This window comes from Filimonas zeae, from assembly GCF_014641615.1.
GTDB lineage: Bacteria > Bacteroidota > Bacteroidia > Chitinophagales > Chitinophagaceae > Filimonas > Filimonas zeae.
This window is the reverse complement of the sequence record NZ_BMIB01000003.1, coordinates 315,961-342,862: the sequence shown is the minus strand read 5'-3', so window position 1 is coordinate 342,862 and position 26,902 is coordinate 315,961. Positions and strand designations below refer to the sequence as shown.

At 45.9% G+C, this 26,902-nt stretch carries 26 protein-coding genes, 1 tRNA gene and 1 pseudogene; 12 read left to right on the top strand and 16 right to left on the bottom strand.

Annotation, left to right across the window (positions count from 1 at the left end; all coding sequences use genetic code 11):
- Positions 1-297: 297 nt before the first annotated feature.
- From IEY13_RS14395 to IEY13_RS14375, 5 genes are all read left to right on the top strand, one after another.
- On the top strand, positions 298-1,038 hold the full coding sequence (locus IEY13_RS14395; protein ID WP_188953272.1) for a sensor histidine kinase: 741 nt from the start codon (positions 298-300) through the stop codon (positions 1,036-1,038).
- Between the two features lie 22 nt (positions 1,039-1,060).
- Entirely contained in the window at positions 1,061-1,960 is a 900-nt protein-coding gene (locus IEY13_RS14390) for a HEPN domain-containing protein (protein WP_188953270.1), read from the top strand.
- Positions 1,961-2,012: 52 nt separating this feature from the next.
- Positions 2,013-2,228 (top strand): SymE family type I addiction module toxin, encoded by a 216-nt coding sequence (locus IEY13_RS30455; RefSeq protein ID WP_188953268.1) that lies wholly within the window; start codon positions 2,013-2,015, stop codon positions 2,226-2,228.
- A 31-nt stretch (positions 2,229-2,259) separates the two neighbouring features.
- Positions 2,260-2,646, top strand: a complete 387-nt coding sequence (locus IEY13_RS14380) for a hypothetical protein (protein WP_188953266.1) — start codon at positions 2,260-2,262, stop codon at positions 2,644-2,646.
- A gap of 721 nt (positions 2,647-3,367) precedes the next feature.
- Positions 3,368-4,390, top strand: a complete 1,023-nt coding sequence (locus tag IEY13_RS14375; RefSeq protein WP_188953264.1) for an HNH endonuclease — start codon at positions 3,368-3,370, stop codon at positions 4,388-4,390.
- A 146-nt stretch (positions 4,391-4,536) separates the two neighbouring features.
- Here IEY13_RS14375 and IEY13_RS14370 read toward each other — a convergent pair whose 3' ends face one another.
- Both IEY13_RS14370 and IEY13_RS14365 read right to left on the bottom strand, forming a co-directional pair.
- Positions 4,537-5,826, bottom strand: a complete 1,290-nt coding sequence (locus tag IEY13_RS14370) for a site-specific integrase (protein WP_188953262.1) — start codon at positions 5,824-5,826, stop codon at positions 4,537-4,539.
- A 310-nt stretch (positions 5,827-6,136) separates the two neighbouring features.
- A tRNA-Pro gene (locus IEY13_RS14365) sits at positions 6,137-6,210 on the bottom strand.
- Positions 6,211-6,386: 176 nt separating this feature from the next.
- Here IEY13_RS14365 and IEY13_RS14360 point away from each other — a divergent pair.
- On the top strand, positions 6,387-6,800 hold the full coding sequence (locus IEY13_RS14360) for a hypothetical protein (protein ID WP_188953260.1): 414 nt from the start codon (positions 6,387-6,389) through the stop codon (positions 6,798-6,800).
- Positions 6,801-7,206: 406 nt separating this feature from the next.
- Here IEY13_RS14360 and IEY13_RS14355 read toward each other — a convergent pair whose 3' ends face one another.
- Positions 7,207-7,956: a peptidase associated/transthyretin-like domain-containing protein gene (locus tag IEY13_RS14355; protein ID WP_188953258.1), complete on the bottom strand. Its 750-nt coding sequence runs from the start codon at positions 7,954-7,956 to the stop codon at positions 7,207-7,209.
- A gap of 129 nt (positions 7,957-8,085) precedes the next feature.
- On the opposite strand from IEY13_RS14355, the gene IEY13_RS14350 reads away from it, so the two are divergent.
- Positions 8,086-9,150, top strand: a complete 1,065-nt coding sequence (locus tag IEY13_RS14350) for an NADH:flavin oxidoreductase (protein ID WP_188953256.1) — start codon at positions 8,086-8,088, stop codon at positions 9,148-9,150.
- Between the two features lie 48 nt (positions 9,151-9,198).
- Here IEY13_RS14350 and IEY13_RS30175 read toward each other — a convergent pair whose 3' ends face one another.
- On the bottom strand, positions 9,199-9,534 hold the full coding sequence (locus IEY13_RS30175; RefSeq protein ID WP_229687872.1) for a DJ-1/PfpI family protein: 336 nt from the start codon (positions 9,532-9,534) through the stop codon (positions 9,199-9,201).
- Between the two features lie 10 nt (positions 9,535-9,544).
- Positions 9,545-9,751, bottom strand: a complete 207-nt coding sequence (locus tag IEY13_RS30170) for a hypothetical protein (RefSeq protein WP_229687871.1) — start codon at positions 9,749-9,751, stop codon at positions 9,545-9,547.
- 100 nt (positions 9,752-9,851) lie between these two features.
- On the opposite strand from IEY13_RS30170, the pseudogene IEY13_RS30450 reads away from it, so the two are divergent.
- The 3 genes and pseudogenes from IEY13_RS30450 (at position 9,852) to IEY13_RS14330 (ending at position 11,190) form a co-directional block, all read left to right on the top strand.
- A pseudogene (locus IEY13_RS30450) lies at positions 9,852-10,336 on the top strand (sigma 54-interacting transcriptional regulator).
- A complete protein-coding gene (locus IEY13_RS14335; protein WP_188953254.1) occupies positions 10,330-10,629 on the top strand; it encodes a helix-turn-helix domain-containing protein in 300 nt (99 codons plus the stop codon). Before IEY13_RS30450 ends, IEY13_RS14335 begins: the two are co-directional and overlap by 7 nt.
- A 198-nt stretch (positions 10,630-10,827) precedes the next feature.
- Positions 10,828-11,190, top strand: coding sequence for a DUF1622 domain-containing protein (locus IEY13_RS14330; RefSeq protein WP_188953252.1), 363 nt, complete (start codon positions 10,828-10,830; stop codon positions 11,188-11,190).
- On the opposite strand, the gene IEY13_RS14325 is transcribed toward IEY13_RS14330, so the two are convergent.
- Positions 11,159-12,262: a S1/P1 nuclease gene (locus IEY13_RS14325; protein ID WP_188953250.1), complete on the bottom strand. Its 1,104-nt coding sequence runs from the start codon at positions 12,260-12,262 to the stop codon at positions 11,159-11,161. The two genes, IEY13_RS14330 and IEY13_RS14325, sit on opposite strands and share 32 nt — an antisense overlap.
- Before the next feature lie 245 nt (positions 12,263-12,507).
- Between IEY13_RS14325 and IEY13_RS14320 the strand changes: the two genes are divergently transcribed.
- The gene (locus tag IEY13_RS14320; RefSeq protein WP_188953248.1) at positions 12,508-13,491 is read left to right on the top strand and encodes an aldo/keto reductase; all 984 of its coding nucleotides are present in this window, start codon (positions 12,508-12,510) and stop codon (positions 13,489-13,491) included.
- An 81-nt stretch (positions 13,492-13,572) separates the two neighbouring features.
- Here the strand turns inward: IEY13_RS14320 and IEY13_RS14315 are convergent, their stop codons facing one another.
- The 7 genes from IEY13_RS14315 to IEY13_RS14285 form a co-directional block, all read right to left on the bottom strand.
- Positions 13,573-14,229 carry a DUF6766 family protein gene (locus IEY13_RS14315; protein ID WP_188953246.1) on the bottom strand — a complete coding sequence of 219 codons (657 nt, stop codon included), beginning with the start codon at positions 14,227-14,229 and terminating at the stop codon, positions 13,573-13,575.
- Between the two features lie 112 nt (positions 14,230-14,341).
- Entirely contained in the window at positions 14,342-16,492 is a 2,151-nt protein-coding gene (locus tag IEY13_RS14310; protein WP_188953244.1) for a RagB/SusD family nutrient uptake outer membrane protein, read from the bottom strand.
- A gap of 25 nt (positions 16,493-16,517) precedes the next feature.
- Entirely contained in the window at positions 16,518-20,048 is a 3,531-nt protein-coding gene (locus IEY13_RS14305) for a SusC/RagA family TonB-linked outer membrane protein (protein ID WP_188953242.1), read from the bottom strand.
- A gap of 14 nt (positions 20,049-20,062) precedes the next feature.
- A complete protein-coding gene (locus IEY13_RS14300) occupies positions 20,063-21,241 on the bottom strand; it encodes a FecR family protein (RefSeq protein WP_188953240.1) in 1,179 nt (392 codons plus the stop codon).
- Positions 21,242-21,310: 69 nt separating this feature from the next.
- Positions 21,311-21,886 carry an RNA polymerase sigma factor gene (locus IEY13_RS14295; RefSeq protein WP_188953238.1) on the bottom strand — a complete coding sequence of 192 codons (576 nt, stop codon included), beginning with the start codon at positions 21,884-21,886 and terminating at the stop codon, positions 21,311-21,313.
- Between the two features lie 139 nt (positions 21,887-22,025).
- Positions 22,026-22,742, bottom strand: a complete 717-nt coding sequence (locus tag IEY13_RS14290) for an SMI1/KNR4 family protein (RefSeq protein WP_188953236.1) — start codon at positions 22,740-22,742, stop codon at positions 22,026-22,028.
- 182 nt (positions 22,743-22,924) lie between these two features.
- A complete protein-coding gene (locus tag IEY13_RS14285) occupies positions 22,925-23,518 on the bottom strand; it encodes a Crp/Fnr family transcriptional regulator (RefSeq protein ID WP_188953234.1) in 594 nt (197 codons plus the stop codon).
- A gap of 145 nt (positions 23,519-23,663) precedes the next feature.
- Here IEY13_RS14285 and IEY13_RS14280 point away from each other — a divergent pair, with 145 nt between their 5' ends.
- On the top strand, positions 23,664-24,569 hold the full coding sequence (locus IEY13_RS14280; protein ID WP_188953232.1) for an SDR family oxidoreductase: 906 nt from the start codon (positions 23,664-23,666) through the stop codon (positions 24,567-24,569).
- An 86-nt stretch (positions 24,570-24,655) separates the two neighbouring features.
- Here the strand turns inward: IEY13_RS14280 and IEY13_RS14275 are convergent, their stop codons facing one another.
- The 3 genes from IEY13_RS14275 to IEY13_RS14265 form a co-directional block, all read right to left on the bottom strand.
- Entirely contained in the window at positions 24,656-24,934 is a 279-nt protein-coding gene (locus tag IEY13_RS14275) for a hypothetical protein (protein ID WP_188953230.1), read from the bottom strand.
- A 178-nt stretch (positions 24,935-25,112) separates the two neighbouring features.
- Positions 25,113-25,808, bottom strand: coding sequence for a LytR/AlgR family response regulator transcription factor (locus tag IEY13_RS14270; protein WP_188953228.1), 696 nt, complete (start codon positions 25,806-25,808; stop codon positions 25,113-25,115).
- Complete coding sequence (locus tag IEY13_RS14265; RefSeq protein WP_188953226.1) at positions 25,801-26,820, bottom strand: sensor histidine kinase; 1,020 nt, start codon at positions 26,818-26,820, stop codon at positions 25,801-25,803. Before IEY13_RS14265 ends, IEY13_RS14270 begins: the two co-directional genes overlap by 8 nt.
- Between the last annotated feature and the right edge of the window lie 82 nt (positions 26,821-26,902).

Here is a 26,902-nt window from a genome sequence, read left to right as displayed (position 1 = left end):
GCGTGTTTGCTTTAATTCCTGCAATTGAAAACTACGACAATTTCAAAGCGGCAAGAATAAGGTAAATCGCTCACGTTAGCGCGTGGGCGTTCTTATTGCCGCATGGGTGTCGTAGCCCTTCAATTGCATAAGAACTAACCCACGCCATTTTTTTGTTTAGGACAATAGCAAAGTCTTTCCGTGGGTTTCATCTGCCAACTGCTTACCAAATTTCCTCCTTTGTGCATACCGCTATTCTATCAAGTGCATAACTCATTTTAAGCACATCCACTTTTTCCAACTATCAACTTCTACATTATGCAAGACACATGCAAATGTTGTGGCAAAGCCATGCCTGATGCTAACGACATACCACTTACACAGAAGCTTGAAATAATGGAATTATTTATAGTCAGCTATACCCATGAGGTAAGGAGTTTTTTTACTGCAATACATGGGGCACTATACTACATCGAAAAAGGAATAGAAAAAGATCGTTGGCTCAATCTCACCAAACAGTCTACCAAAGACGCGTTAAGCCTTATTGAAAACATGCTTACGACAGTAAAACTAAAAGAAGGTAAACTGGCTATAACCTTATTATCAGAATCTTTCCATTTTACTAACTGGCTTTTCCCATTTATAACAACATTAAGAGAAAACCCATTCTTTTCCAAAGACATTCACGTAGATAGCGCCGCAACTTTAGAAAAACTACATATCACTACGGATAAGATAAAGCTAGAGCAGATTGTACTTAACCTTGTTGCGAATGCTCAGAAGTATAGCGCCAGAGAGAGTTACATAAATATACTATGCTACACGGTGGATGATTATATTATTATAAAGGTAACCAACAAGGGCACAACCATACCTCCCGAAAAATTAAAACTGCTATTCACCTTGTACTACCAAGCGGATGCAGAAAGGGCTGGTGTTGGGTTAGGATTGTATCTAAGCAAGTTATATGTAGATGCAATGGGAGGCTCCATAGATGTTAACAGCAAAGACATGCTAACAGTTTTTACAGTTAAAATTCCGCTTCAACCTATTATTTAATCACATAAAACACGTCTACTCTATGTCAAAATTCACGCACTTGTCACAACGGCAACAAACGTTGCTGAAAGATTTTACCGAAAAAATTGTTCAAACCGTTTCCCCGGTAAAAGTCCTATGCTATGGCACCCGCCAAACCGTAGTTCAGGAATGGACACCCTTTACAGTTGAGAACAGTAGCATTTCGCAAAGAGCTACTGTTAACTATGACCTATTGATTGTAACACAAAATGACGAAAAACGGCCTGAACATGAAATAATACAAACAGTAGAGCAACAGGCTACGCCATTCGACTTAAAGGTTACCAGCGTTGTTTTGAAACTGGTAAACTTCGACAAGTCACTGACGGAGGGGTGGCGTTTTCATACAACCGCATATACCAAAGGTTATATGTTGTACGATGGTGCCCCTAATATCTTGTATGCGTGGGAATCGTTACCGGATATGCGCGGAGTAATAAACGATATGAAGCAGTACTGGCAGCATCATTTTTCACTGGCACAGGGCTTTTTAAAAACCGCAGAATATAATCTTAGCCAAAATTGGTTTGGCGGCGTAGTCTTCCAGCTTCACCAAGCCACACACCAAGTTTGCCTTGCTCTTCTACGTGTATTTACTGGCTATAAAGCAGCCACACCCAACCTTTCACGTTTGTTTGAATTAACGAAAAATTTTTCGTTAGCACCGGCTACCATATTTCCATGTAACACGCCGGAAGAAAAAGAGCTGTTTACTATTTTAAATAGAAGTTTTGGCGAAGCACGCCACAGGGGTGAATGTGACGTACCTCCTGATAAAGTACAAATCCTGCTTCGCAGAGTACAAGAGCTATTAAAGACTGCAGAAACACTTTATGACAACTTTTTGCAGGAAGTCATTTTACACGCACCTATCACTTTCCCGCTAATAGGCGAATGTTAAGCCCCGCAGCAGTAATACAATCCGATTGCAAATACACAATACCGTACTTCTTATGAGTGCCAAAGTTATACCAATGCACACCAGACAATTAAAAGTGGTTAGAATAGGCCTACCGAGGGTAGGGTATTACAAGTTTGTGCCGTGGATAAACTTATCCGGCGTTTGGCTTAAAAATGCAGGCTTTGAAATTGGCGATAACATAACAGTTTCCACCGGAACAGGCTTTCTTATGATATGGAAAGAGAAACCGCAGACTGACGCTTTATAATTATAAACAGCACTACATCCACTCAGCTTATATGAAAACAAACAAGGACGATTTACGCAACACCGGATACGCCTATACTATTCCGCTAGGGAGAGCAGGGCGATTGCACGCCGATTCACTAAAGAAGCACATTGATAGTGAAACATTCCATTACAAGCAATGGCCTGTGACTTTTGTATCTCCGGTTAAAATAAATCAATATAAGGCAGAATATACCAACACTTCCGGCGCACTATCATACACATTAGCAATCTCCGTTTCTAATAACGAGGTGCATGTTATTTGCGATTGTGACAGGAAAGTAGAAATGCTGTGCCATCATGCTTATGGAGCCTTAAAATATCTCATTACCACAGGAGGCGAAGAGTATTTTTTAGAACTGGGCAAAATACTTCAAACTAAAAAGGATACCCCCTGATAATGGATAATTGGAAAACGAAGGCCTGCTGTTTCTACAGTAGGCACTTTTTTTAAAGTGGTTCCACTGCCTGTCTAATTCTTCTAATCCGTCACCTTATGCACATTGATATAGATTTCCGGGCGCAGAACACTGCGCATATCAGGCTTTATATAAGTCAAGTAAGGCTGGTTATTGCGACCCTGTTGATATATCTATTTTCGGCTTCGCTGGTCTGTCTGTTTATGAATATCTATTTCCACGAACCACTGCTGCTAAAGCACTTCTACAGGCTAGATAACATCATTGCTGCATTAATTAACACCTTTCTGATAGTTGTTTTAGGGCTTGCATTTTTGGTTATTAAACTATGGAAACGCAGTGCCCGCATAAAGAGGAAGTCGGTATGGAGGATATTGGTAATTCATGTGCTTGTAGTTGCCTCAGAGTATCTAATCTTGTACGCTGTAATAAGAAGTCCCCAATTATCGACACTTTCTGTAATATTCCAGATTGTCACGGTTGGTTTAGCCAGAGGTATTTGTGTAGATAGCTGGGTATTCAAATTTGAACGGTATGGTAAAGAAGCCAACTAACGGATTTGCATCACACAATAACCAGCATTATTTAAAAATTGTTTAAAAAGGGAATATTATAAATATTGACAATCAGTATTGTTTTTTGGGCAGCTTGAAAGCATAACGTATATTTATTCGTTAGAGGAACGCTTCAAAACCATGCTATGGGAATTTCAATCAAGACACACAAAATGCTTTGGGGACGGTCAGGTAACAAGTGCGCAATCTGCAAAACAGAATTGGCAGAAGACATTACGGAAACAGACGACCCCTCAGTATTAGGCGAAGAAGCACATATTGTTGCAAGAGAAGAAAAAGGGCCAAGAGGAAAATCTACCTTAACGCCTGAAGCAAGAGATAAATACAATAACCTCATGTTGCTTTGCCAAAAGCACCACAAAATTATTGATGACCACGAAGAGTTATACTCTGTTGATAAGCTACATGAAATCAAGAACGAGCATACAGAATGGGTTCGCACCTGCTTAAACCCTTCTGACATAGTAAAGCAAAAAGATGATGAAACTTACGCAACATATGTTGAGGAATTTGTGAATCTCGCAGGAATTGAAGAGTGGGATATATGGAGTTCTTATGTGTTGTCAGGAGGGCAGCCTAATATTTTTAAAGACCGTTTTGAAGAGTTGCAACGACTAAACGGGTATCTTCTTTCAAGAATTTGGCCGAACCGCTATCCCAAATTGGAATTTGCATTTAAAAATTTCCGTTCAATATTAAACGATTTTTTACATGTCTTTGCAAGACACCTTGATAAAAGTGGTGAAGAAATGTATTACACGGAAAAATTTTACAATAAGGACTATCATATTGATCAAAAAGAATACGATATATTAGGGGACAAATTCGATTATCATGTTGACCTTGTGCAAGACTTAATGTGCGAGTTGACAAGGGGGGCTAATTTTCTGATTGAACAAATTAGATATTTTATTTCGCCATCGTTCAGAACAGAAAAAGGCCTGTTGTTAGTTACTACCGGCCCCGACATGTTAATGCAATGGACAACCGTTCGATTAGAATTTTCAATAAAAGACCCTGAACAGCTGGCATACAAAGACCTCAGGAGTTTTATGACCGCTCGTGAAAATAATACATACCATTTTGGAAAAGGCGTTAGTGAGGATTATTTTCTTGGTGACAAATTGCGAGAAATGATGGGAGAATAGTGCAGTCATCAACACTTCACTTCATGCCATTGGTAGCTTTAATGTAATTTCGGGTTTTAATAGCAGGTATTGTAAGAACAGTTTAAGCAGACAACTCAAAAATATAAGGGCTTTCGCCCCTATATCGTACTAATAAATAATAGAACTCACACAGCTTGTAAGATTTTTTTCTTTTTTAAATTGAACCGTTCCTGCACATGCGCAGTATCATCAATGATTTTTTCCTCGTCAACATCGGCATAGTTCTCTTTAGTGGTACTAATTTTAGAATGGCCCAACATTTTACTCACCGTTTCCATAGGCACACCGTTTTTCAGGTTTAATTCTTTAGCAAAAAAGTCCCTTGCTTTTCTGGTACACAGGTTTATTGGAATGTTTAGAATGCCAGCTATGATTTTTAGATTCCTGTTAAAGTCCTGATTACTGATATACGGAAATATCTTACCACCAGCCACTGCCGCAGGTGTATTTGCGTACTTATTCATAATAGCAATTGCTGCTGGCGGTACAGGAATCCCTGCCCGTTCAATGCTTTTTTGCCGGTATATGGTACAGAATAAAGTGTCTTCCATTTCCACAAAATGGCCTTCCTCTAAATTTAGCAAGTCCACATAGCTAACTCCTACATAACAATCATATATAAACAAGTCCCTGACATAGTTTAGCTTATCATCATTAAAAACTCCGTTTTCAATGGCAACAAATTGCTGAATAGTTAACCGCTCCTTAACCGTCCTTTTCTTTTTTAGCTCATATAATTCAAAAGGGTTATCAGTTAGCCACCTCATACTACGCGCCATGCCAAACAGTTTCATTACTCTTTCCATGTGCTTATACACGCCATTGCCTAAGCAGGGGTCAGATTGCTTTATTGGAAAGTTCCTTATGTAATATTCCAATTCCAGTACGGCCTGATAGTCAAAATCTAAAAGGTCAACATCTTCCTTTTTGTATTTATGCAGCATGAAATTGGTAAGATACTTTTCTGTTGCTCCATAGTTTTTCATAGTGCCGGGCTTCAATTTTGCTGCTTCCTCATTATGCTGTGCTTCGCCCTCTATCTTATTATGAAACCTTATAAGCTCCTTAATCGTGTGCCCGGAAGTAGGGGCTTTCTGGCTGGTATGCCTGCCTTCATAATGCTCTTTAATTGTTGAAGCCGTAATTGGATGCCTGTTTGTTTCTAATGCCTTTCTGCTTTCCTTTATCTTATACCTTACCTCATCAATCCAATCGTTAATTGATTTTGCATACTTGTTTTTACCTTTTACCGTTTCGCTTCTGGAATCCCAATCCCACACCTTAATTTTTTCCTTCAATGAAATTTCAGTGTTTTGCCCATTGACTGTGACACGGGCGAATAAATAGCCTTCTGTTTTATCCTGTTTGTCTTTTCGGATAATGAAGTCAATTGAAAAACTTTTGTCTGTTCTCATACCACACCATTTGAAATGATTTGAAATTGTTTCAAATTCTTTCACCTCTTATCACGTAGGACGCAGGTTCAAATCGTGTTAGGACGCACCAAAGTAAATTGGCCTAACAGATTGAACCTCAAAAGTTTGAATGAATTTCTGTGAGTAAAAGTTAGCGAGTTTTTCGACTCACGTATTTACTCACCACCAGATTGAAATAATGTGATATAAATTGAAATGCGGCTAAAAATGAAAAAGCCCGCAAACTCAATATTTGCGGGCCTTCCGGTCAATTAGGGTATCATTATATTTCATAATAAAACCCCTTCAGTCGGGACGACTGGATTCGAACCAGCGGCCTCTTGCACCCCATGCAAACGCGCTACCGGGCTGCGCTACGTCCCGTAAAACATGCTAACCGTATGATTAACAGGGTTGCAAATATAAGCGCTTTTTCATTCAAACCAAGAATTTCTACCAATGTATGGTTATTTTTTTGAAGCTTTCCGACAGTTGGCCTGTTCAGATATTACACTTAATCAATATCCTGGTTTCAATATATTTGAAGTAAATATGTAACTATGACCCCTAATCCATCAGAAGAAACAACTCCCGCCCCACAGTACGATGCAGCTACGGAAGCCTTTTTAAACAGCGGCTACGACCTTCCTATTAAACAGGCCAGAAATGCCCTCTTTATCATTGCTGCTGTACAATTAGTATCGGGCATTATTGCAGCTGCACAGGCGCCTGCTGAAACACAAACGGCAATATGGATAGAAACAGGTATTCTAACAGCAATTTTCGCCGGACTGGCATTATGGACCCGAAAGAAAGCTTATGCAGCATTGTTAACCGGGCTGATAGTATATCTGGCATACCAGGCTTTACTGGGTATTATCAATCCACTTAACCTGCTTTCGGGTATTTTCTTTAAAATCTTCATTATCGTTTATCTTATCATTGGCATCAACAACGCCAGAGACAGGCAATAACAACACCTTCAAACGCCTGAAATAATACAATCTGTTTCAGGCGTTTGAAGGTATTATTCAGAAATGTCTTCAAACAAAATGCCCTTGAGGCTGAAATCAGCCGATATCGCCTTGTCATAGCCAGGCAGCGCCAATAACAGTGTATGGAATTCGCAGTTTTCTCATTATCCTGCTGGACAACCTTCCACGCATGACGTAATACCTACTCTGCGCTACAGTACAAACGCTTGATACACAAGGTTGCTACCATATAGCCGTAAACAAATGAAAATCATCAACACCTCTGTGCTGCCATTACATAACAAGGCTGCGCGCCACAGCAATAACAGCACTCGGGTCTGCAGAAAAAGAATTCAGTCAGGTAAAGGGTATTTAGCCTAAACGGCTTTTCTAAAACTATAATACTCTATTTTCTGTGAAGAATAAATCTGTCAGCATATTCATTCCGCATCTTCCTGCTATACGAGATAGCATTCCCTAAAAACTTCTTTTCTCCATCAGGAAAAGTCAACCCTATCCCTTCCACTAATTGATCATCCAAATTGCCAGGTTTCATACCCTTTAAATCAGGACATTGGGCTACAATCAACAGAACCATAGTGCTATCTGCTGCTTCGGTTTGGAAAGCCCTTGTGTAGTTTTTATTCAGGTTATCGCTAAACCACCAGGCTTTCGCCCGCCAGATATCCGGCTTTAAAACCGCCAGCGTCTGCTTAACAGTCATCCCCAATAACTCCGGGCCTGCTTTCTGAGTATTATACCATCTGCTTGTGCGATCACGTACAAGCACAGCTGTATCAATTGTCATAAACGACTTAAGCTCGGCAAAACAATGCTCTGAGGTAAAAAAACCTGGTTTGTTAAAGTACAGCGAGTTGGTTACAAACTGAGATTCTCTACATTTCACTTCAAAACACCCATTCTCGTCCGTAACAACAGTGTCTTTTTCATACCAGGTTATATCATACTTTTCCAGATAAAAAGGATAGAACAATACCCACACATCTTTAACCGGGTTACCGGATTCATCCAGCACGCGCCCGCTCACAAAAACGGAATCATCTTTAGCAGGCTTAATACGGTCGAGTATAGCAACATTCTGTGCATTTAGCACAATGCACACTAACAAAAGGCTTAGGCTAAATAAGTATTTCATACAACCAGATATTCTCTCAAAATAAACAACCAGGATACCGGTATTTGGGGCAAATAGTTACAAATGTAAACCAATGATGGTTACTTCGTGTAACAATCACTTTTACAGAGAACCACTAAAGAAGAAAAGATGAACACAGCAGCTTTGTTTCAGCCGTTCAGCTACAAAAACCTGCAGCTGAAGAACAGGATGGTAATGGCTCCTATGACGAGGGCGCAGTCGCCCGATGGTGTACCCACCAGTGAGGTGGCAGCGTATTATGCCAGAAGGGCTGGCGCCGAGGTAGGTTTGATTCTCTCTGAAGGTACCGTTATCAATCGCCCTGCTTCTAAAAACATGAAAGACATTCCCGACTTTCATGGTGAAGCCGCTTTACACGCATGGCAAAAGGTAATTGACGGCGTACATGCCCAAAACGGCAAAATGGGCCCTCAGATATGGCACGTAGGTAACACACCCATTGCAGGCTCCCCCTACCCTGGCATACCCATGGAAAGCCCGGAAAGTATGTCTGTGGCAGATATAGAAGATACCATTCAGCAATTTGCCAACGCTGCCCGTGCAGCTAAAGCACTGGGCTTTGATTGTCTGGAACTGCATGGTGCCCATGGTTACCTGATTGATCAGTTTTTCTGGCAGGGCACCAACAACCGCACTGATGAATACGGTGGTAAAAGCATTGCAGCAAGAAACCGGTTTGCAGTAGCAGTTATCAAAGCAGTAAGAGCAGCCGTTGGGGAAGACTTCACCATCATTATCCGCCTGAGCCAATGGAAACAACAGGATTATACCTCCCGCATCGCCACTACCCCGCAGGAAATGGAAGAATGGCTGGTACCGATGAAGGAAGCGGGCGTAGACATTTTCCATTGTTCGCAGCGCCGTTTCTGGGAGCCGGAATTTGAAGGATCTGACCTCAACTTTGCCGGATGGGCTAAAAAAATTACCGGACAGCCAACCATTACCGTAGGCTCCGTAGGATTGAAAGGAGATTTTCTCGGCTCTTTCTCCGGCCAGGGTTCGGAAAAGTCAGACCTTACCGAACTGTTACGCAGACTGGAGCGTGAGGACTTTGATCTGGTAGCGATAGGCCGCGCAATACTGGCCGATCCGCTGTGGGTGCAAAAGATAAAAGAAGGCAAAACAGAAGAGTTGAACGATTTTTCTGCGGCCAGTATGGGCATACTGTATTAAAACAAACAAGCTGTACTGTTGAACAGTACAGCTTGTTTACAATAGCTGCTATTTCTTACGTAACCTGCCTTCCACTGCTCTGGAAAAATCAGCTACATCAATAGGATGCCTGCTGGTAATCAGGTTGCCATCTGTTACCACTGGTTGCTCCAGTACGGTAGCACCTGCATTCTTCAGATCAACCTGTATGTTCCAGTATCCTGTCAGCTTTCTGCCTTTCAGAATATCGGCAGACGCCAGCACTACCGGAGCATGACAGATAGCCGCTATCAGCTTTCCGGATTGGTTAAAATCCCGGATAAACTTTATCACATCTTTATCATACCGCAGGTTATCGGGGTACCAGGCGCCACCCGGTATAAATACGGCATCGTAATCACTCACCTGTATTTCATCAGCTGTCCTGGGCGCCCAGTTGCCTGAAATACCATACCGGCCCCAGTAACTCAATCTCTTCAAGACCATCTGCAGCAATCACGGCAATTTTTTTACCCTTCAATACCGTTGAATCTTTAACCGGTGTAAAGAGGAAAGCCCGCAAGGCTTCATTACCAGGCGCATTCAGCAACTGAGATACGGGCACTTCGGGTAGCACAGACAAACGCGCAGGCACAGTTCATTCCCGGCAAGAGGATACCGAAAGCGCCACGGGATTTAAAAGCATCATCGGCAGTCACCATTTACTCTTATCTGCATTAGACATGGCAGCACAGGTAGCCCCCTACACCAGTTCCGTTTTACTACTGGGCGAGAGTGGCACAGGAAAAGAAAAAGTGGCGCAGGCCATTCACCTTTCTTCCCCCGGAAGAAAAGGCCCGTTTGTAAAGGTTAACTGTGCCTCTATTCCGCCCACACTGGTAGAGTCAGAGTTGTTCGGGCATGAAAAGGGCGCATTTACCGGCGCTACAAAAAAAGAAAGGGCAGGTTTGAGCAGACCGACGGAGGTACAATATTTCTGGATGAAATTGGAGAACTGCCCCTGACCATGCAGGTAAAACTGCTACGCGTTTTGCAGGAAAGAGAATTTGAAACGGTAGGCAGCAGCACACCCGTTAAAGTAAACATTCGTGTGGTAGCGGCCACCAACCGCCATCTGGAAAAGGAAGTAGCAGAGGGTAATTTCCGGCTCGATCTGTATTATCGCCTCAATGTATTTCCCATAACCCTGCCTCCACTGCGGTGTTAAACAACGGCCGGTCTCCCCTGCAGCTGGCGCGTAAGCTTTCCGCTACAGCACCACGCCTGAATGCTAATGCAAACCCTGGCACCCTGGAAGCCATTAAAGATGTTCAGCGGGCTACAGAAAAGGAATATATTGTTGCTGCCCTCAAAAAAGCAAGGGGCCGCATAAGAGGCGCCAACGGTGCCGCAGAGTTGCTGCACATTAAACCAACAACGCTGGAATCGAAAATGGCCAGGCTGAACATAAGAAAGCAGGATTTTTGCCAGGGAACAGCAGAAGATGAACTTTCCGGCTAAATGCCTGTCAGGCAATACCTGACTCTTTTCTGCAACCAGCGGGGCAAACTCCGGCACCACTATCATACATTTACGATATACCGCAAAACACAAATAGCAACCACCCCGTATAGTACTCTAAAAATCAAACAATTAGCAAACAGGCATTCTGCTTGATTACTATGCACACACAAACATCACACATTCAATAATACCTGTATGGACTTATTTATTCAACAACTGGTACACTGGCTGCGGTTCAGTCTTGAGATTATGGGGGCTATGGCTATTGGCGTGGGCACGCTGGTTTCGCTGATTCAATTTTTCCGGTGGTGGGCCAGAAGGCAACACTCAGATTTTGGCAAGATAAGGATTGACTTTGCCCGATACCTTACCCTGGCGCTGGAGTTTCAGCTGGGGGCAGATATATTGTCTACTGCCATAGCACCCAGTTGGGAAGAAATAGGCAAACTGGGCGCTATTGCAGTAATAAGAACGGGATTAAATTACTTTCTGAGTAAGGAGACCAATGAGCAGCCGGCGCCAGAGTCTACTGTAGCTGCGCCGGATCGTCTACTATAATCTCCGGCTTACCTTTAAACAGAATAACCTTACCGGTTACCGTAATGGTTTTACCATTCAGGTTGCCGGTGAAGCTTGTTTTTGCTTTGCCCTGTAAGGCTACGGTAAGCAGTTGATTGGGATGCGCCGCTCCTATGTTTAACAACAGCATGCGGCCTATGTCCTTAGCACTGAAAACTTTTCCGCTAACAACCACCTGTTTTCCCACAGCGTTTGCTACATCCTTCAATGCAATTCTGGTAGCAACGCCGGGTTGCTGCGGACGAACGGGTGTAACAGGCTTCACCTTTACCGGCACGGCCTTCTGCCCTTTCAGCACGGAGTTTAACTCTCCGGCCAGGCGTATCCCCGCAAGCAATATTCTTTTACGGGTAATGTTGATGTATTGCTGATAAGCAGCGTCTGCCACATTTGTTCCGGGCTTTAGTTCGCGGTATAGCTGGCCGCTTATCTGATAGCTTTCCCACAGCCACTGCATCACGCTATCCTGCTGCCATTGTTTTACCTGCTGTGGGCTGGCATTATCATAAGCCGCCACCATTTCAGGAATACTCAGCCCCTCCCGGTCAATCAGCTTACCATCCCACAGGCTGTGCATATTGGTTTTATCACCGCCAAATTTCAGGGTAATATCATTACCGCCTCTGTCTTCTTTACGGCTTACGTGCATCGGCTGATGCGCATCTGCCACCAGGTGAATCAGATAGCGTAAGGCATCTTTCTTCTTTTCTTTGGAAGCTCCCGGCATTTGTATAGTGGCCCGTGCTTTTAATAAAGCCGTATATACGGTATGCTTTTGTGCACGTACCGCTTTATCAAACGCCGCATAACTCAGGCCCACCGGCAGGTTAATATAATGCCATTGGGCAGTATAAGTGTTGTGATGATCATCGGCCCAGGTACTCACTTCCTCCATGGTTTCGCCGTCCAGATACGACTGTATCACGGTTTTCACATCGCTTTGCAGATGCTTCTCCGCAATCAACGCCACCGCACGGTGCCCCTTGTTGCCCCAGCCAGCCAATACAGTTACCAATAACAATACGCCGCACAAATAATAATTTCTTTTCATAATCCTGTTCATCTTATACAACTGATCTCACTTTACATCTCCATCGCCTACCGTTTGCGCAGGGCTGCCAAATATAAACGATTACCCTCTATGTTTGAATATCGCAAGCTTCGGTTTGATATTCGCAATTACAGCACCTTGCAACAACAATACCTTTGTGGGGGTTATATACCTGGTGATTGCATACACCGGCAGCAAAAATACTGGCGTGTAAAAAAACGAATCACCGCTAAAAATCATCTACTATGGAAAAACGTGAACTGGGTAAAAGCGGGCTGGAAGTGTCTGCACTGGGCCTGGGTTGTATGGGATTAAGTTCCGGATACGGCCCTGCCACTGACAAACAAACAGGCATTCAGCTGATACGCACTGCCTTTGACAAAGGCGTTACTTTTTTTGATACCGCCGAAGTATATGGACCTTTTACCAATGAGGAATTATTGGGCGAAGCACTGTCCCCCATACGCGACAAAGTAGTTATTGCTACCAAGTTTGGATTTAAAAACGCCAATCCTTCTACCGGTGCCGACAGCCGCCCCGAAACTATCCGGGCCGTGGCAGAAGCATCCCTCAAACGCCTGAAAACAGAAGTGATTGATTTGTTCTATCAGCACCGGGTTGATCCCCATGTGCCTATGGAAGATGTAGCAGGCACCGTAAAAGAGCTGATACGGGAAGGCAAGGTAAAACACTTTGGCCTGTCTGAAGCAGGTGTACAGAGCATTCGCCGGGCGCATGCGGTACAGCCGGTAACAGCGCTGCAAAGCGAATACTCACTCTGGTGGCGCGAGCCGGAACAGGAACTGTTTCCGCTGCTGGAAGAACTGGGCATTGGCTTCGTACCTTATAGCCCGCTGGGTCGTGGATTTCTTACCGGTAAAATTGATGCAGACACACAGTTTGCCCATAACGACTTCCGCAACATTGTACCCCGCTTTTCAGCAGAAAACCGGAAAGCCAATCAGCAGCTGGTTGATGTACTTACCAGCTTGGCACAAAAGAAAAACGTGACCAACTCGCAACTGGCACTGGCCTGGCTGCTGGCACAAAAACCGTGGATAGTACCCATACCCGGCACCACTAAAGTGCACCGGCTGGAAGAAAACATCGATGGTGCAGCAGTTATACTTTCCACCGAAGAACTTGAGGAGATTACCACAGCGGCAGACAATATTGCCATTCAGGGCGAAAGATATCCTGAACAATTAAAGCAAATGGTAGGTCGTTAAATACCGCCATCCGTCCCCCGTAGCGGATGCGTCAGCAACCGGCCTTCGCGCCGGTTGCGCCATTGGCGATTAAAAGCGCCCCTAGCCTGCCCCGGTTTCGCTGTTAGCAGCATCTACCGGTTTGGATTGTGGCGAGCCATGCTGCCGCAGAAAAATACTGAACACCACCAGCGCAAATACCGATAAAAATTCGCTCTGCCAGTTCTGGAACGATTCAAACCAGAACGTAGGATTACCCAGGTAGGCAGTAGCGCTTTCCGTTGGCAAACCTTTTATCATTTGTAACTCGTTGTACCCTTTCAGGCTGCCGTAAAAATGCAGACCGAGAGAAATAGCAAACAGCAGAAAGAAACAGATGGACAGAGAATTTTTATACAGCGCTAGTATTAACCCGCCTTTGCGCACGGGCCAGGGCGCTCCGGGCCGCGATGCATCGGGTTCCCTGTCAACCTCTTCCTCTTCAAACGATTTTGATTCGGACGAGCCTTTCTGCCGCAGCTTAACAGCCAATACCACAAACATACCCATCTGCAGAAACTCACTTTCCCAGTTTTCAAAAGTAGATTGTATAAAATGCCCGGAATGCAGATATTGAGCCATAGCAACCGGCGGCTGTCCGTCTTCCTGCCGCTCTTCATTGTACTCTTTCCACCCCATTATTATCTGGCCCAGCAGTGATAGCAAAAAGAAAACACCAAACACAAGGGACAACCCGTTGTTCTTCCACAGCTTTTTCATAAGGCTACCTGTTATTTATGCAGATAGTTACTTCAAAGGGCATACCACAACAAAAAACGCCGCCTCAGGAATAAGGTGGCGTTGCTCGTAAACGATTGCTAAATGAGAACTATTAGTATCCAGGGTTCTGGTAGTTTTTCATTGTTTCTGCGTCCAGCGGCTTACCATTCACATCGGTAAGCTGTTGCAGAAAATCACTGGGCCATGGGCGGAAGGTATATTCCTTGCGCATCTGGCCTTTACCATTTCCGTTCTGGCCGTTGCCTGCTACGGTATTGTAGGCTACCGGCCATAAGCCTGCCTGAGAAGAGGCCAGCTGGTTCAGGTACTGTATACGATCGAACAGAATGCCTGCATTGTGCAGGTCTTCCCACAGTACACCTTCTGCCAGAAATTCGCGCGTTTTCTCATTATAAATGAAGTGAATAAACATATCCTGTTTGCCACTCGCCGTGGGTATATAACGCTCAGCAGCGGCCTGTGGTGTACCGGGTGTAAAATGGGCTTCTGTAGCCTGTATGGTATTGTAAGAGCTGCCGCTGGCAGGGTATGGTGCTACTTTTTCAGCAGCAGTAAGTGCGGTGGCACCGGGCTCCCACTCCACCAGTACACCGGGGCGGTTTTCACCTGCTTTCCAGGCCGCGCGCTGGCGCAGCACGTTAATATCTGCCAGCGCGTTGGCGTACTGACCTTTGCGGCCATAAGCCTCTGCACGTATCAGAAAGGTTTCAGCCAGGCGCATCAGTATACCATCACGCGTACCTTGCTCATTGTCAAAATTGCTTTCATCAGCACTACCGCCACGTAAAGGGTCTACAAACTTTTTTACAGACAGGTACGGCCAGTTTACCCCTGTGGTAAGCCCCATAGATACCTGGCTGTAATTTAGGCGGTAATACAGCCTGCCTGTGGTAGCGCTTTTTATCCAGCGTACCACAAACTGGTAAGGCTGGCTCATAGCTCTGGCAGAATCCACAGCTTCGGCCGGCTGGTTTTCCAGATAAATCAACGCGCGCCTGCCCGGTGTAGCGCGTGGTGCGCCTACCGTAACAGCAGGCTCTGTAGCAGGTTTGTTGGCATTCCACCACGCAGCAGCATCTGCACTCCAGGGGTAAGAGCCTGTAGCATTGCTGATATATTCGTACTGAAAGGTTTTATAATAGCGGGAATCGTTTACCTTATCGGTAAACACATCATACCCATAATCGGTAGGCTTTAACGTACCAAACGGGCGGCCATACGCCATAGAGCGGGAAACACCGGTACCGCCTGTATAGTTACCCACGTGGTAGTTTACACTGCGGTTGCCAAAGCGGTTATGTAAAGAAAGGTTTACATCAAACTGGCAGGCCCACAGCACTTCCCGGCTGGGGTTGGTTTCTGATACTTTAGGGTCAAACAGTGTCCAGTAATCAGGAGCCAGTCCGCCTGCACCACCGGCAGCGGTAATTACTTCCGTAGCTACCAGTATAGCAGAGTCCAGATCGGTACTTACATTACCTTTATACAGCATCTTCAAATGCGCTTCAGTACTGTTTTCAAAAGCAGCCGCCTGTGCACGGTTCAGATACAACTTGGCCAGCAGATTACCCGCTGCCAGTTTGCTTACACGGCCACGTTCTGTTACTGTAACAGGTAAAGCAGCATACGCCTCACGCACATCCCCTATTATCTGGCGGAACACATCCGGCAGTTTGGCTTTAGGAAAGTAGTATACACCATTGTCTTCCCTTCTGGCTGTTAGTTGCAAAGGCACATCACCCAGCTGATTGGTTACCAGATAATAGGCCCAGGCACGCAGAAACAATATCTCCCCCCGGCGCTGCAGGCGATAGTTTTCATCGGTACCAAAGCGGCCGGGCTTCAACCCCTCTATTACTTCCAGTGCAATGTTACAGTTGTTAATATGCGGGTAAGCACCCATAGGTGGCGCACCGTTGTTAGGCGCGCCTATATAATTGGCAACGTTAGTGGCAATGGTGCTTACGTTAGAGCCGTAGCGCGCAGCGGTGTAGGTAGAGTAAGTTGCATCAGAATGCATATACGCATCGGTTTCTGTTTGCGTAAGGCGTACGCCGCTGGCATCCCACTCATGTTTTATACGGGCATAACCATATAAACCAGTAATCAGTGCATTTAAGCCCTCTTCTGTATTGTAGTAATCCTGCGTAAGGTTGGCTACCTGTTTTTCATCCAGAAATTTTTTGCAGGAGCCGAGGCTGGCAGTTATCAGCACCAGCAGTATCAGTGAATATCTTTTCATATGTTTCGTCTCTGATAGTTAGTAATTAAAGGGCCACACGTAATCCAAACACCCAGCTGCGTGGCAGTATGGTATTGTTGTTCATGCCACCGGATGGGTTGGTAGTAAAGCTATCCGGCTGCGACTGATCGCTCCAGTTGGTTTCATCATCCGGGTTAATACCCATCTTTACCACATCTCCGCCAAACAGAAAGGGGTTCAGCACCTGCACATTCAGCTGCACATTTTTAATCTTAGCACGGCTGATGAGTTTTACCGGCAGGTCGTACGTAAGCGATATATTGCGCACTACCGCAAAAGAGCCATCATTGTACTGTTTGGCAGCAGTAATGTTGGTAATACCTGTAGCGCCCAGCACCGGTAAAGGCCAGCGGCCGCTTTGGTTGTTAAAGCTCCATACATCTTTTTCATTTCGGCCAAACACACCCGGCACACCGCCAAAGTACGTTTGCCCCACGCGTACATACATAAACGAACTCAGGCTAAAACCTTTATAGGTAAACGTGTTGGTAATACCACCATACCATCTGGGGCGCGGGTTGCCACGCAACACATAATCTTCTGCACTTATTTTATAATCGCCGTTCTGGTCTACCACTTTCACTGTACCGGGCTTAAAGTCTAACCCACCAATGGTTTTAAACTTCGCCATCTCTTCCAGCTCTTTGCTATCGCTGCCCCAGATGCCCGCATCCTGCAACTGATAAAACACCTGCCAGGGCTGACCGATAAACAAACGGGAAGCCAAAATGTCCTGCTTGCCATTCAGCAATTCAACAATCTCTTCTTTGTTGCGGCTCCAGTTTAAATCGGTTGTCCAGCTGAAGTCTTTGGTTTTAATATTCACGGTATTAATAGATATCTCCACACCACGGTTTCTGGATTGGCCTATGTTCATTACTTTGGTTACATAACCCGATACCGCCGGCAGCCCCCGGCTAAACAGCAGGTCAGACGTGTTTTGCACATAGTATTCCAGTGAGCCGGAAATGCGGTTGCTGAGTAAAGAGAAGTCTACCCCCAGGTTCAGCTGTGCTGTTTTCTCCCAGCTCAGATCGGGATTTTTTACAGAAGAGGGCATAAAGCCGATAGCCGGTGCATTGCCCCACGCATAGTTACTGCGCGTTAACGGCCCCGTAGTGGTGTATGGGCCTACGGAAGAGTTACCGGTTACGCCGTAACCAATCCGGGGTTTCAGTTCGTTAATCCAGTCTATATGACTCAGGAACTTTTCTTCCTGCATTTTCCACGCCAGTGCAAACGATGGAAAGAACTCCCATTTATTAGCGGGCGATAATACAGAAGAACCATCAAAACGACCAGAGGCAGTAAGCAGGTATTTATTCAGCAGCCCATAGTTTACACGGGCCATGTAAGAGCTGAGGGTGTTCTGCGTAAAGCCTGTACCTATGCCGGGGTTACCCTGTGTATTAGAACCCAGATCGTACCAGTGGCTCAGTGGTATAGCTACACCACCCACACTGGTGCTGGTGTTTTCTCTTCTGCTTTTCTGAGATGATTGTAACAGCGTAACACCTATGTTGTGTTTACCGGCAAACGTTTTATCAAAGTACAACAGGTTTTCTACCACCCAGGAGAAGTTCTCGTCCCGTGCATAACCGGCTGTATTGGCTTTGGCACTCAGGTAAGGAGTAACGGTAGGGCCTGTCCAGCTGCCATTACGGAAGTTGCGCATCTGTGCCCCAAAGTTTATCCGGTACTTCAGCCAGGGAGTAAACCTGATTTCACTATACAGGTTGGCCATGATAGAGGATGAACGCCTTTCATTCAATGCCTGATTAATATCAATCAGCGGGTTCCATACAGAGAGGCCACCACCGGGGTTGCGGATAAAGGCACCCATACTATCCGTAGGAAACGCCCAGGGGAGCATGCTGTAAGCACGTCCGTACAGGTCTTTCGGGCCGCTATTGCTCTGGTTAGCATTTACACCAAAGTTCTGTTTATTCAGCGATGCAATCAGCGAAGCACCTAAAGTAAACCATTTCAGTGCCGTAATATCCCCATTCAGGTTCAGTGTAAAGCGTTCAAAATCCTGATCTTTCTGTACGCCCTGCTGTTTGTTATAGCCAAGCGACATATACAAACGGGTAGCTTCTGTACCTGACGATAAAGCTATCTGGTAGTTGTGTGTAATACCTCTGCGGGTAGCTGCATCCAGCCAGTCAAAAGTGGGTATGCGGCCGGAGTTATATACGGGTATCTGATCGGGCCAGCCCAGCGCTTTTTCTTCTGCTGTGGTGGCACGCGTACGCACCGTGCCATTCGGGTTCCATTCATAGCCCTTCATAGTAGCAGCCAGCAGCTCGCTAAAGTTGTCGGTAACACCGGAAGCTGAAAAGTTAAGGCTATCCAGATGCGGATCGGCATACCAGGCTTTGGGTGCCACCGTAAGGTCTGTAGGGTTGCCAGGCTGGTAACGCCTGCCATTAATAAGGGCGTAACGCAACTGGTCAATATACTCCCCCGCATTCATACGATCGGTCAGCTGATGATAACTATCAACAGAAACAGTAGAATTCAGGTTTAGCGATACCCGGCCTTTGGTGGCTTTTTTGGTAGTCACCAGTATTACCCCATTTGCCCCTCTGGATCCGTAGATGGCCGTAGCAGAAGCATCTTTTAATACTTCTACGGAAGCAATATCGTTCGGGTTAAGATCATTGATAGAAAAGGAGCTTACCCCCAGTGCCGATACAATAGGCACACCATCCACCACATATAAAGGATCGTTAGAAGCATTGGCAGAGCGCGTACCGCGTATACGGATGGCAGGTACTTCACCAGGCCTGATATTGGTAGCCACATTCATACCCGGGGCCTTGCCCTGTAAGGCCTGCGCCAGATTGGTTACCGGCCTTTCCTGTATAGTGGCGGCGGTAATACGGGTAAGCGAACCGGTTACATCGCTCCTGCGCTGTGTACCATAGCCTACCACAATTACATCATTGAGCACAGAAGATTTCTGAAGCAAATGCACTTCCAGTGTGTTCCGTTGCAAAAGGTCCGCAGTAACAGTTATCTCCTGCTGATCGTACCCTATATACGTTATTACCAGCACATCACCAGTACCAGCACCCAGCGTAACAACGCCTTCTGCATTGGTTAAAAAAGACTTACCGGTTTTCTTTACCGCAACCGATGCGCCAGGCATAGGCTTACCGGTTGAATCAGCTACGCGAACCTTCAGTGGCCCCTGCACGGCCGCCGCCGCTGCTTTGGCAACAGTGGCAGAGGCATCAGCAGCAGGGTTTTCCAGCACCACTGTCTGGTCTTCAATAGACCAGGTAAAGGGCTGCTCCTTAAAGGCAAGGGTTAAAAAATCGCGCACCGGTACATGATCCGCCGCAATGCTTACACGCCGGGCATCTTTCAACGTCTTTTTTTTATAAAAGAAAACATAGCCAGCCTGCTGCTTTACGGTAGAGATGATATCTTCTACCGAAGCGTTTTTAGAAGAATAGGTTACAGACTGGGAAAACCCTGTGGTTATACCCATGCAGGCAGCAATCGATAGTAATAGTGTGAGCTTCATAATACAGTTAACAGTTATTTGGTTATAATCAGCTGATTACCGCTTACCCGGTAATGCACATGTATCCTTTGCAAAATTTTCATTACCTGGCTCAGTTTCAGGGTGCGCTGTATCTCACCCATCATTTCTTCCTGCACAGGCTCTGTTTCATATACAATATCCAGATCGTACCAGCGGCCTATCTCACGCATTACCGCTTTCAGGTCATACCCATCAAAATTGAACAGTCCGTTTTTCCATGCCATTACCTGCTCCAGATTTACCGCATGGGCTACACTTAACGTATTACCCGCGTTCAGTACTGCCTGTTGTCCGGGCTTCAGCAACTGCGCCTGCCCGCCCACATGCACTTTTACCGCACCATTAAGCAAAGTGGTTTGCATAGCAGCTTCATCATCATACGCATGAATATTAAAGCTGGTACCCAGTACCTCTACCACAGCCTCCCGGCTGGTAGCTACCCGAAAGGGCATTTGTGTGTTAGTGGTTACTTCAAAATAGGCTTCCCCGTGTATCTCTACCTTTCGTTCTTTACCGGTAAAGCGTGTGGGGTAGGTGATAGAGCTGGCCGCATTCAACCATACACGGGTACCATCGGGCAGCTGTAACTGAAACTGTCTGCCGCGTGGGGTGGTCATGGTATTATAGGCTATCTCTTTGCTTTCTTCTTCTGTATGTTCATACGCCAGCAATCCATCTTTCAGCACCACTTCCGCACCATTCTGCTGCGCCACTACGGTGTTACCCATACTATCCAGCACTATCTTTTTACCGTTAGCCAGGGTAAGTACTGCCCCATCGTGGCCCGGTAATATATCAGCGGCGGGATGCTGTTCGGCTACAGACTTTTGTATATCCGGCTTACTGCGGTAAAACAGGGTAGCTACCCCGCATATCAATATCACTGCAGCCGCATAGCGCCACCAACGCATTGCTGCAACAGGCTTGCTTTGCTGGTGCTCTACCGGTTGCTGATTGGTAGCGCCGTCCATCATCTGCGCTTTAATGCGCGCATAAATAAATGCCTGTGCCTCCTGCGCCTGTACCGGCTCAGTTTGTTCATACCCCTCCTGCAGCAGCTGTTGCAACTCGCTTTCGCGCTCGCTGCTGTGCAGCAGTTGTTCAAAAGCAGCACGCTGCGCAGCGTCCATTTTACCCTTCCGGTAATCATCCAGTAATTGCTTAAAGTCCATTCGTGTAGTGTGTGGTATACAGAAGACGAAGGAACGGGGAAAATGTGGGGGTGTAAGAGGAAAAAAATCTTAGCAAAAGAAAAGCAGCGATAGCAGCATACCTGACTGCCCGTATTGCTGCCGCAGAAAATGCCGTATATGGTGCAACGCTTTGCTCAGGTGCTCGCGGCTCATATCAACCGATATACCCAGCGACCGGGCAATTTCTTTGTGCGAATACCCTTCCACCCTGCTCAGGCGGTATACTTCCTGCTGGCGCTTGCTTAAAGCAGCAACGGCCCCATCCAGCAGCTTTTCCAGTTCGCGGTAATTCACTACATCGTGTGAGTCAATACTTTTAACCTCTTCCGGCTGCCAGCCCGGCGGAAACGCTTTGCGCAGTTCAGTAATCAGCAGGTTGCGGGTAATGGTAATCAGCCAGGCTTCAAAGTGTTCCACCTCAGTTAACTTATGCCGGTTCAGCCATACACGGGTAAATGTTTCCTGCACCACATCCTGCGCCACAGCCACATCGGGCGCATAGCTTACACACATAGCATATACTTTGGGAAAATAGTGCTGGTACAGGTCGTGAAACGCCCGCTCATTACCATGGGTAATACGCACAAGCAATTCCTGCTCTTCATATAGCTGATTAAACGGCAAGTCAGAATTCGTTTACAAGTAAGCCGGACAGTTCTTCATATCAATCATATAGCAGGTCCGGTATGCGATGTTATAGAGAATCGCGCACGTGCCTGTCCTGTGCCATCCTGCAACAATAGTATGCAACCGGTTACATGACTCACGGCTGCACTTCATCTGCCCTAAACACCGCTGTAGCACCTATGCTTTCCAGCTGCCGCACCACCCGCTTCAAATGCAGCAGTACACCATGCTTTACGGTTATTTCCGGCTGCTTTACCATTGCCAATGCTTCCTGCGGAGTTAGTTTAAAAATGTCTTTTAAGTAATGTACCACTTTCATCTTCTGCGCGCCAACCTCCGTTATCACTACTTCTCCCCATATCCATTCCGTCATATCTACGGGTTCTATAGGCGTATCATCCCGGTTAAGCACATTATCATACACTTCCTGCCACAGCACATTCTGCTTATCAGTATGCGCCTGCAGATATTGCAGGGTTTCTTCTTTGTTGGTATAGCGTGCCTTCAGCGCTGTAAGCAGGCTACTAAACATAGCAAGATTATCCGATATCTGCACCACATCCCACCTGCCCGTACCATGGGCAGCATAATAAACCGGAAAGCCCTGTGCTGCATCAGAAAAATCAACTATAAACGGATCATCCATACCATTCTGCGCTACCACATACCAACCCGGTTGCCAGGCACCTGCCTTGTCAGCAACAAGATTTTCCAGGGTAACACCGTGGTAGCGGTAGCCGCTTTGAAAAGCCTCCAGTTCATCCACTTTGGGATAATGAAAAGGAAGGCAGATATCCTCCACCACTATAGCGGCTTCAATAAATTGTTGTACGGAATCAGGTATTTGTATCATAGTAATAGCTAATTTATTACTGATTGATAAGATGTTAAAGTAAATTTCCTGTTTTCTTTAAGACTCCTCCACTCCTACATGTGCAACACCCCTACAGAGAAACTATGAAGATGAAGTTATCTATCCTGGCCGCTGATAAGAACAAGTGGCACGTGGCAGGCAACACCCTGCGCTACCGGCTATCAGCCCTGGCCTTTCAGCTGCCTCATTTGGGTGTGCCGGATGCGGCTTAACGTTTCTCTGGATACGCCCAGGTAAGAGGCTACCATGTGCAATGGCACGCGGTTAAACACATCCGGGTAAGTGTTTACAAATTCCTGATACTTTTCTTCAGAAGTACCGCTGATATTCATCATAATACGCCCCATACTGGCGGTAAGCGTGTTGGTTTTCAACTGATCGGAATAAGCCTTCAATGCCGGAATCTCCTCACTCAGCCGGTTCATGGCATCACGTGTCCATAGCAGCACATCGCAATCTTCCAGTGCATCCACGTTGTATTTGGTAGGCAGTCCGCTGTGGTAGCTTTCGGGGTCAATCAGCCAGGAGCTTTCCGCTGCAAAACGCATAATATACTCTGCACCATCGTTTTTCAGCAGATAGCTGCGCAGCAGTCCCCGTTCAATAAATATCTTATGCCTGCACACTTCTCCCTCATGCAGCAATATCTGCCGTCTGCGCACTCTTTTACGGATACCTTGCGATACTATCAGTTTCGCCTCCTCTTCCGTAACCCCTGCAGCCTGTATAATATAAGTTTCAAAATTATCCGCCATGCAGTAACAAATGTAACCAAACAAGCCCCTTCCCGCAAAACAAGGGCAAACGACCGTGTAAAATTGTGTCAAATGACCTTGTTTCGCCCACCCCTTCCGGCGCAATTTTGTACTGCAAAACAGCACAAAACCTAAATACTACTATATGCGCGTATTTGTTACAGGCGCTACCGGCTTTGTCGGTTCCGCCATTGTGAATGAGCTATTGCAGGCAGGCCATCAGGTACTGGGCCTTACCCGCTCAGAAGAAGGAGCTAAACAATTAAAAGCCGCAGGTGCCGATGTACATTATGGTAATCTGGAAGATCTGGAAAGCCTGAAACAGGGCGCTTCCCTTGCCGATGGCGTAATACACACCGCCTTCAACCACGATTTCACCCGTTTTGCCGCCAGCTGCGAACACGACCGGCATGTAATTGCCGCACTGGGCAGCGCATTGGAAGGCACCAACCGCCCTATGCTTATCACCTCCGGCACTGCATTGGTAGCCACACCCGGCCGCGCCGCCACGGAAGCCGATGATCCTACGCTTACCGCCGCTCAATTTCCCCGTATTGCCACGCAGGAAGCAGCTGTGGCATTAATGGAAAAAGGATTAAACGTGTCGATGGTACGCCTGCCTCCTTCCACCCATGGACAAGGCGATCATGGCTTTATTCCCATGCTAATAGCTATTGCACGCGACAAAGGGATGGCTGCGTATGCCGGAGAAGGTAACAATTTGTGGCCCGCAGTACACAGGCTGGATGCTGCACGTTTGTACAGATTGGCTATAGAAAAGGCTATACCTGGTACGAGATACCATGCGGTGCAGGATGAAGGGGTACCCATGCGCCAGATTGCGGAAGTAATTGGTAAACGCTTACAGGTGCCCGTAAAATCTCTTACGCCGGAAGCAGCTAAAGGCCATTTTGGATGGTTTAACCATTTTGCTTCATTGGATGCGCCTGCTACAGCGCTTATTACGATGGAGAAGCTGGGCTGGAAGCCAACGCAGATTTCACTGCTGGAAGACATAGATCTGTATTACTTCGGAAACAAAAACAATTAATACATGCCTCAAAAACATACAAAGCCATCCCAATATGGAATGGCTTTGTATGTTTTATTAATTACTCAGATGATATAATATCTACATCAATCCCTAAATCCAACCCTGGCTCCCCCACTCTCCATTATCTCCCTTACTCTGGCAGCAATACTTATCTTCTCTTCAATTGAAAGAGGCCGACTTTCATTTCTCAAACCAGTTCCCGAATAATAAATTACTATGTCTAATTCTTCGACCTCATTACGGATATTATCGGTATCAAGATAATATTCGTTGTTACCGTCATAGAAACTCATTCCAGCTCTTCCGAGAAGCTTAATTGAGTCTTTCTTACGTTTGAACATAGAAGAAAATAAATTAAACATGCACCTATTTTTTAATAACTGATATCAACAAGTAAATTGCTCTTTAATGCCCGTTCCCTTCCCACAAGAAATATGTCTTCAACCTTAAATTCAGGCCGGACTGACTAGACGAGGCCGATGCTGCATTCTGTCTACCAGAAACCGTATCAACAGCTGCCAAATCTACTGCCCTTACTGCTTAAACCGGCTTAATCCACTGCTGTACCGCCTCCTTATACGTATCTCCCACCGGCAGATATTGCCCCTTTATCACTACCTTACCCCGCTCCAGAAAATCAACATTATCGCGGTTGATAATATAAGATTTATGAATGCGGATAAACTGCTGACCCGGCAACACCTCTTCCATACGGCGCATACTTTCCAGCGAGAGTATTTTTCCTTCCGTAGTGTGAAAAGCAATATAATCCCGTAAAGCCTCGATGTACAATACAGAAGCCAATACTATCTTCTGAATGCGGTACTCTGTCTTCACAAAAATATAAGGCATAGCAGTAACGGGGGCACTCTCCTGCAACCTCGCCCTTACCTTCTGTACAGCCAGCGCAAAACGATCAAACGTAACCGGCTTAAGCAGGTAATCCACCACATCATATTCATAACTCTGTAAAGCATATTCCTGATAAGCGGTCGTAAGCACCACTTTGCATTCTTTACCTATCACTTTTATCAATTGCAGGCCGGTCAGTTCCGGCATTTGTATGTCCAGAAACAATACATCCACCTGCCCTTCCTGTAACACCGGCAGCGCTTCCAGTACTTTGGTGGTGGAATACACCAGCTCCAGCCCCGGAGTTTTACGAATGTAATCTGCCAGCAGTTTTACCGCCAGCGGCTCATCGTCAATTACCATACAACGTATTGCATTAGCCATGTGTCAGTTCCAGGTGAATGGTGAACGATTCTGGTTTATCTTCTATTTCCAGCAGGTGTTTACCGGGGTATAACAATTCCAGTCTGCGTTTTACATTCTTCAGGCCAATGCCTCCGCCGGCATCCTTTTCTCCCTGTCCTTTCCGGTTGCGGCAATAAAACTGCAACTTTTGTATAGAGCTGTATACGGTAATCACCATGCCTTCGCTTCCCCCGGTAAAATCGCCGTGTTTAAAAGCATTCTCTACAAACGCTATCAGCAGCAGGGCCGGTATCACAACCTGGTCCGTTTCGCCGCTTACATGCACCTGTGTAACAATCGGATGATCAAAACGGATTCCCTGTAGTGCTATGTATTGCTGTATATAGTCCAGTTCTTTCTGTAAAGGCACGCGGTCATTACCCTCATATAACATATACCGCATCAACTGCGATAAACCGGCTATGGCAGGCAGCGCGCCGGGGTGGTTTTCATATACCAGAGAATAGATATTATTCAGGCTGTTGAATAAAAAATGCGGGTTCACCTGCGAGCGCAGAAAGGATAGTTCAGACTGCCTGTTCTGCAACAACAGCTCTTTCTGTTCCACCTCCTTATCATAAGCATAGCCGGTAAAGTAAAACACTACGCCATAAAACAAATACACCCCCAGAAAAAAAAGGTTATTCAGAAAGTAGGTACGCAGGCGAAAGGTATAGCCCTCCATACGCCAGGCAAGGCGAATAATGCCGATATGAACGATACCCAATAACACTACACCCAGCGCTATCAGCAACAGAATTTTTCCTATACGCCGTGCGGGATACCCTTTCAACAACACCCGGAAGGGCCAAAAAGCAAACAGAAAAGCACAGGCCAGATCCAGTATCCGGATAATCAATCCCCCAACGGTAAGCGGTATCCATTTAAAACCAGGATGGCCGTTTACCAGGTTGGGTAAATCGTACGCAATATGTATCAGATAATATAAAGCAATCAGTCCTGATAACAGAAGCCGCACCTTTTTCTTCATAAATCAAATGTACTATTTAGGTACCATTCACCGCCGGGCGTTGGCAGAGAAGAAAAGCCTGTTTGCAGAGTGCAGTTTACCC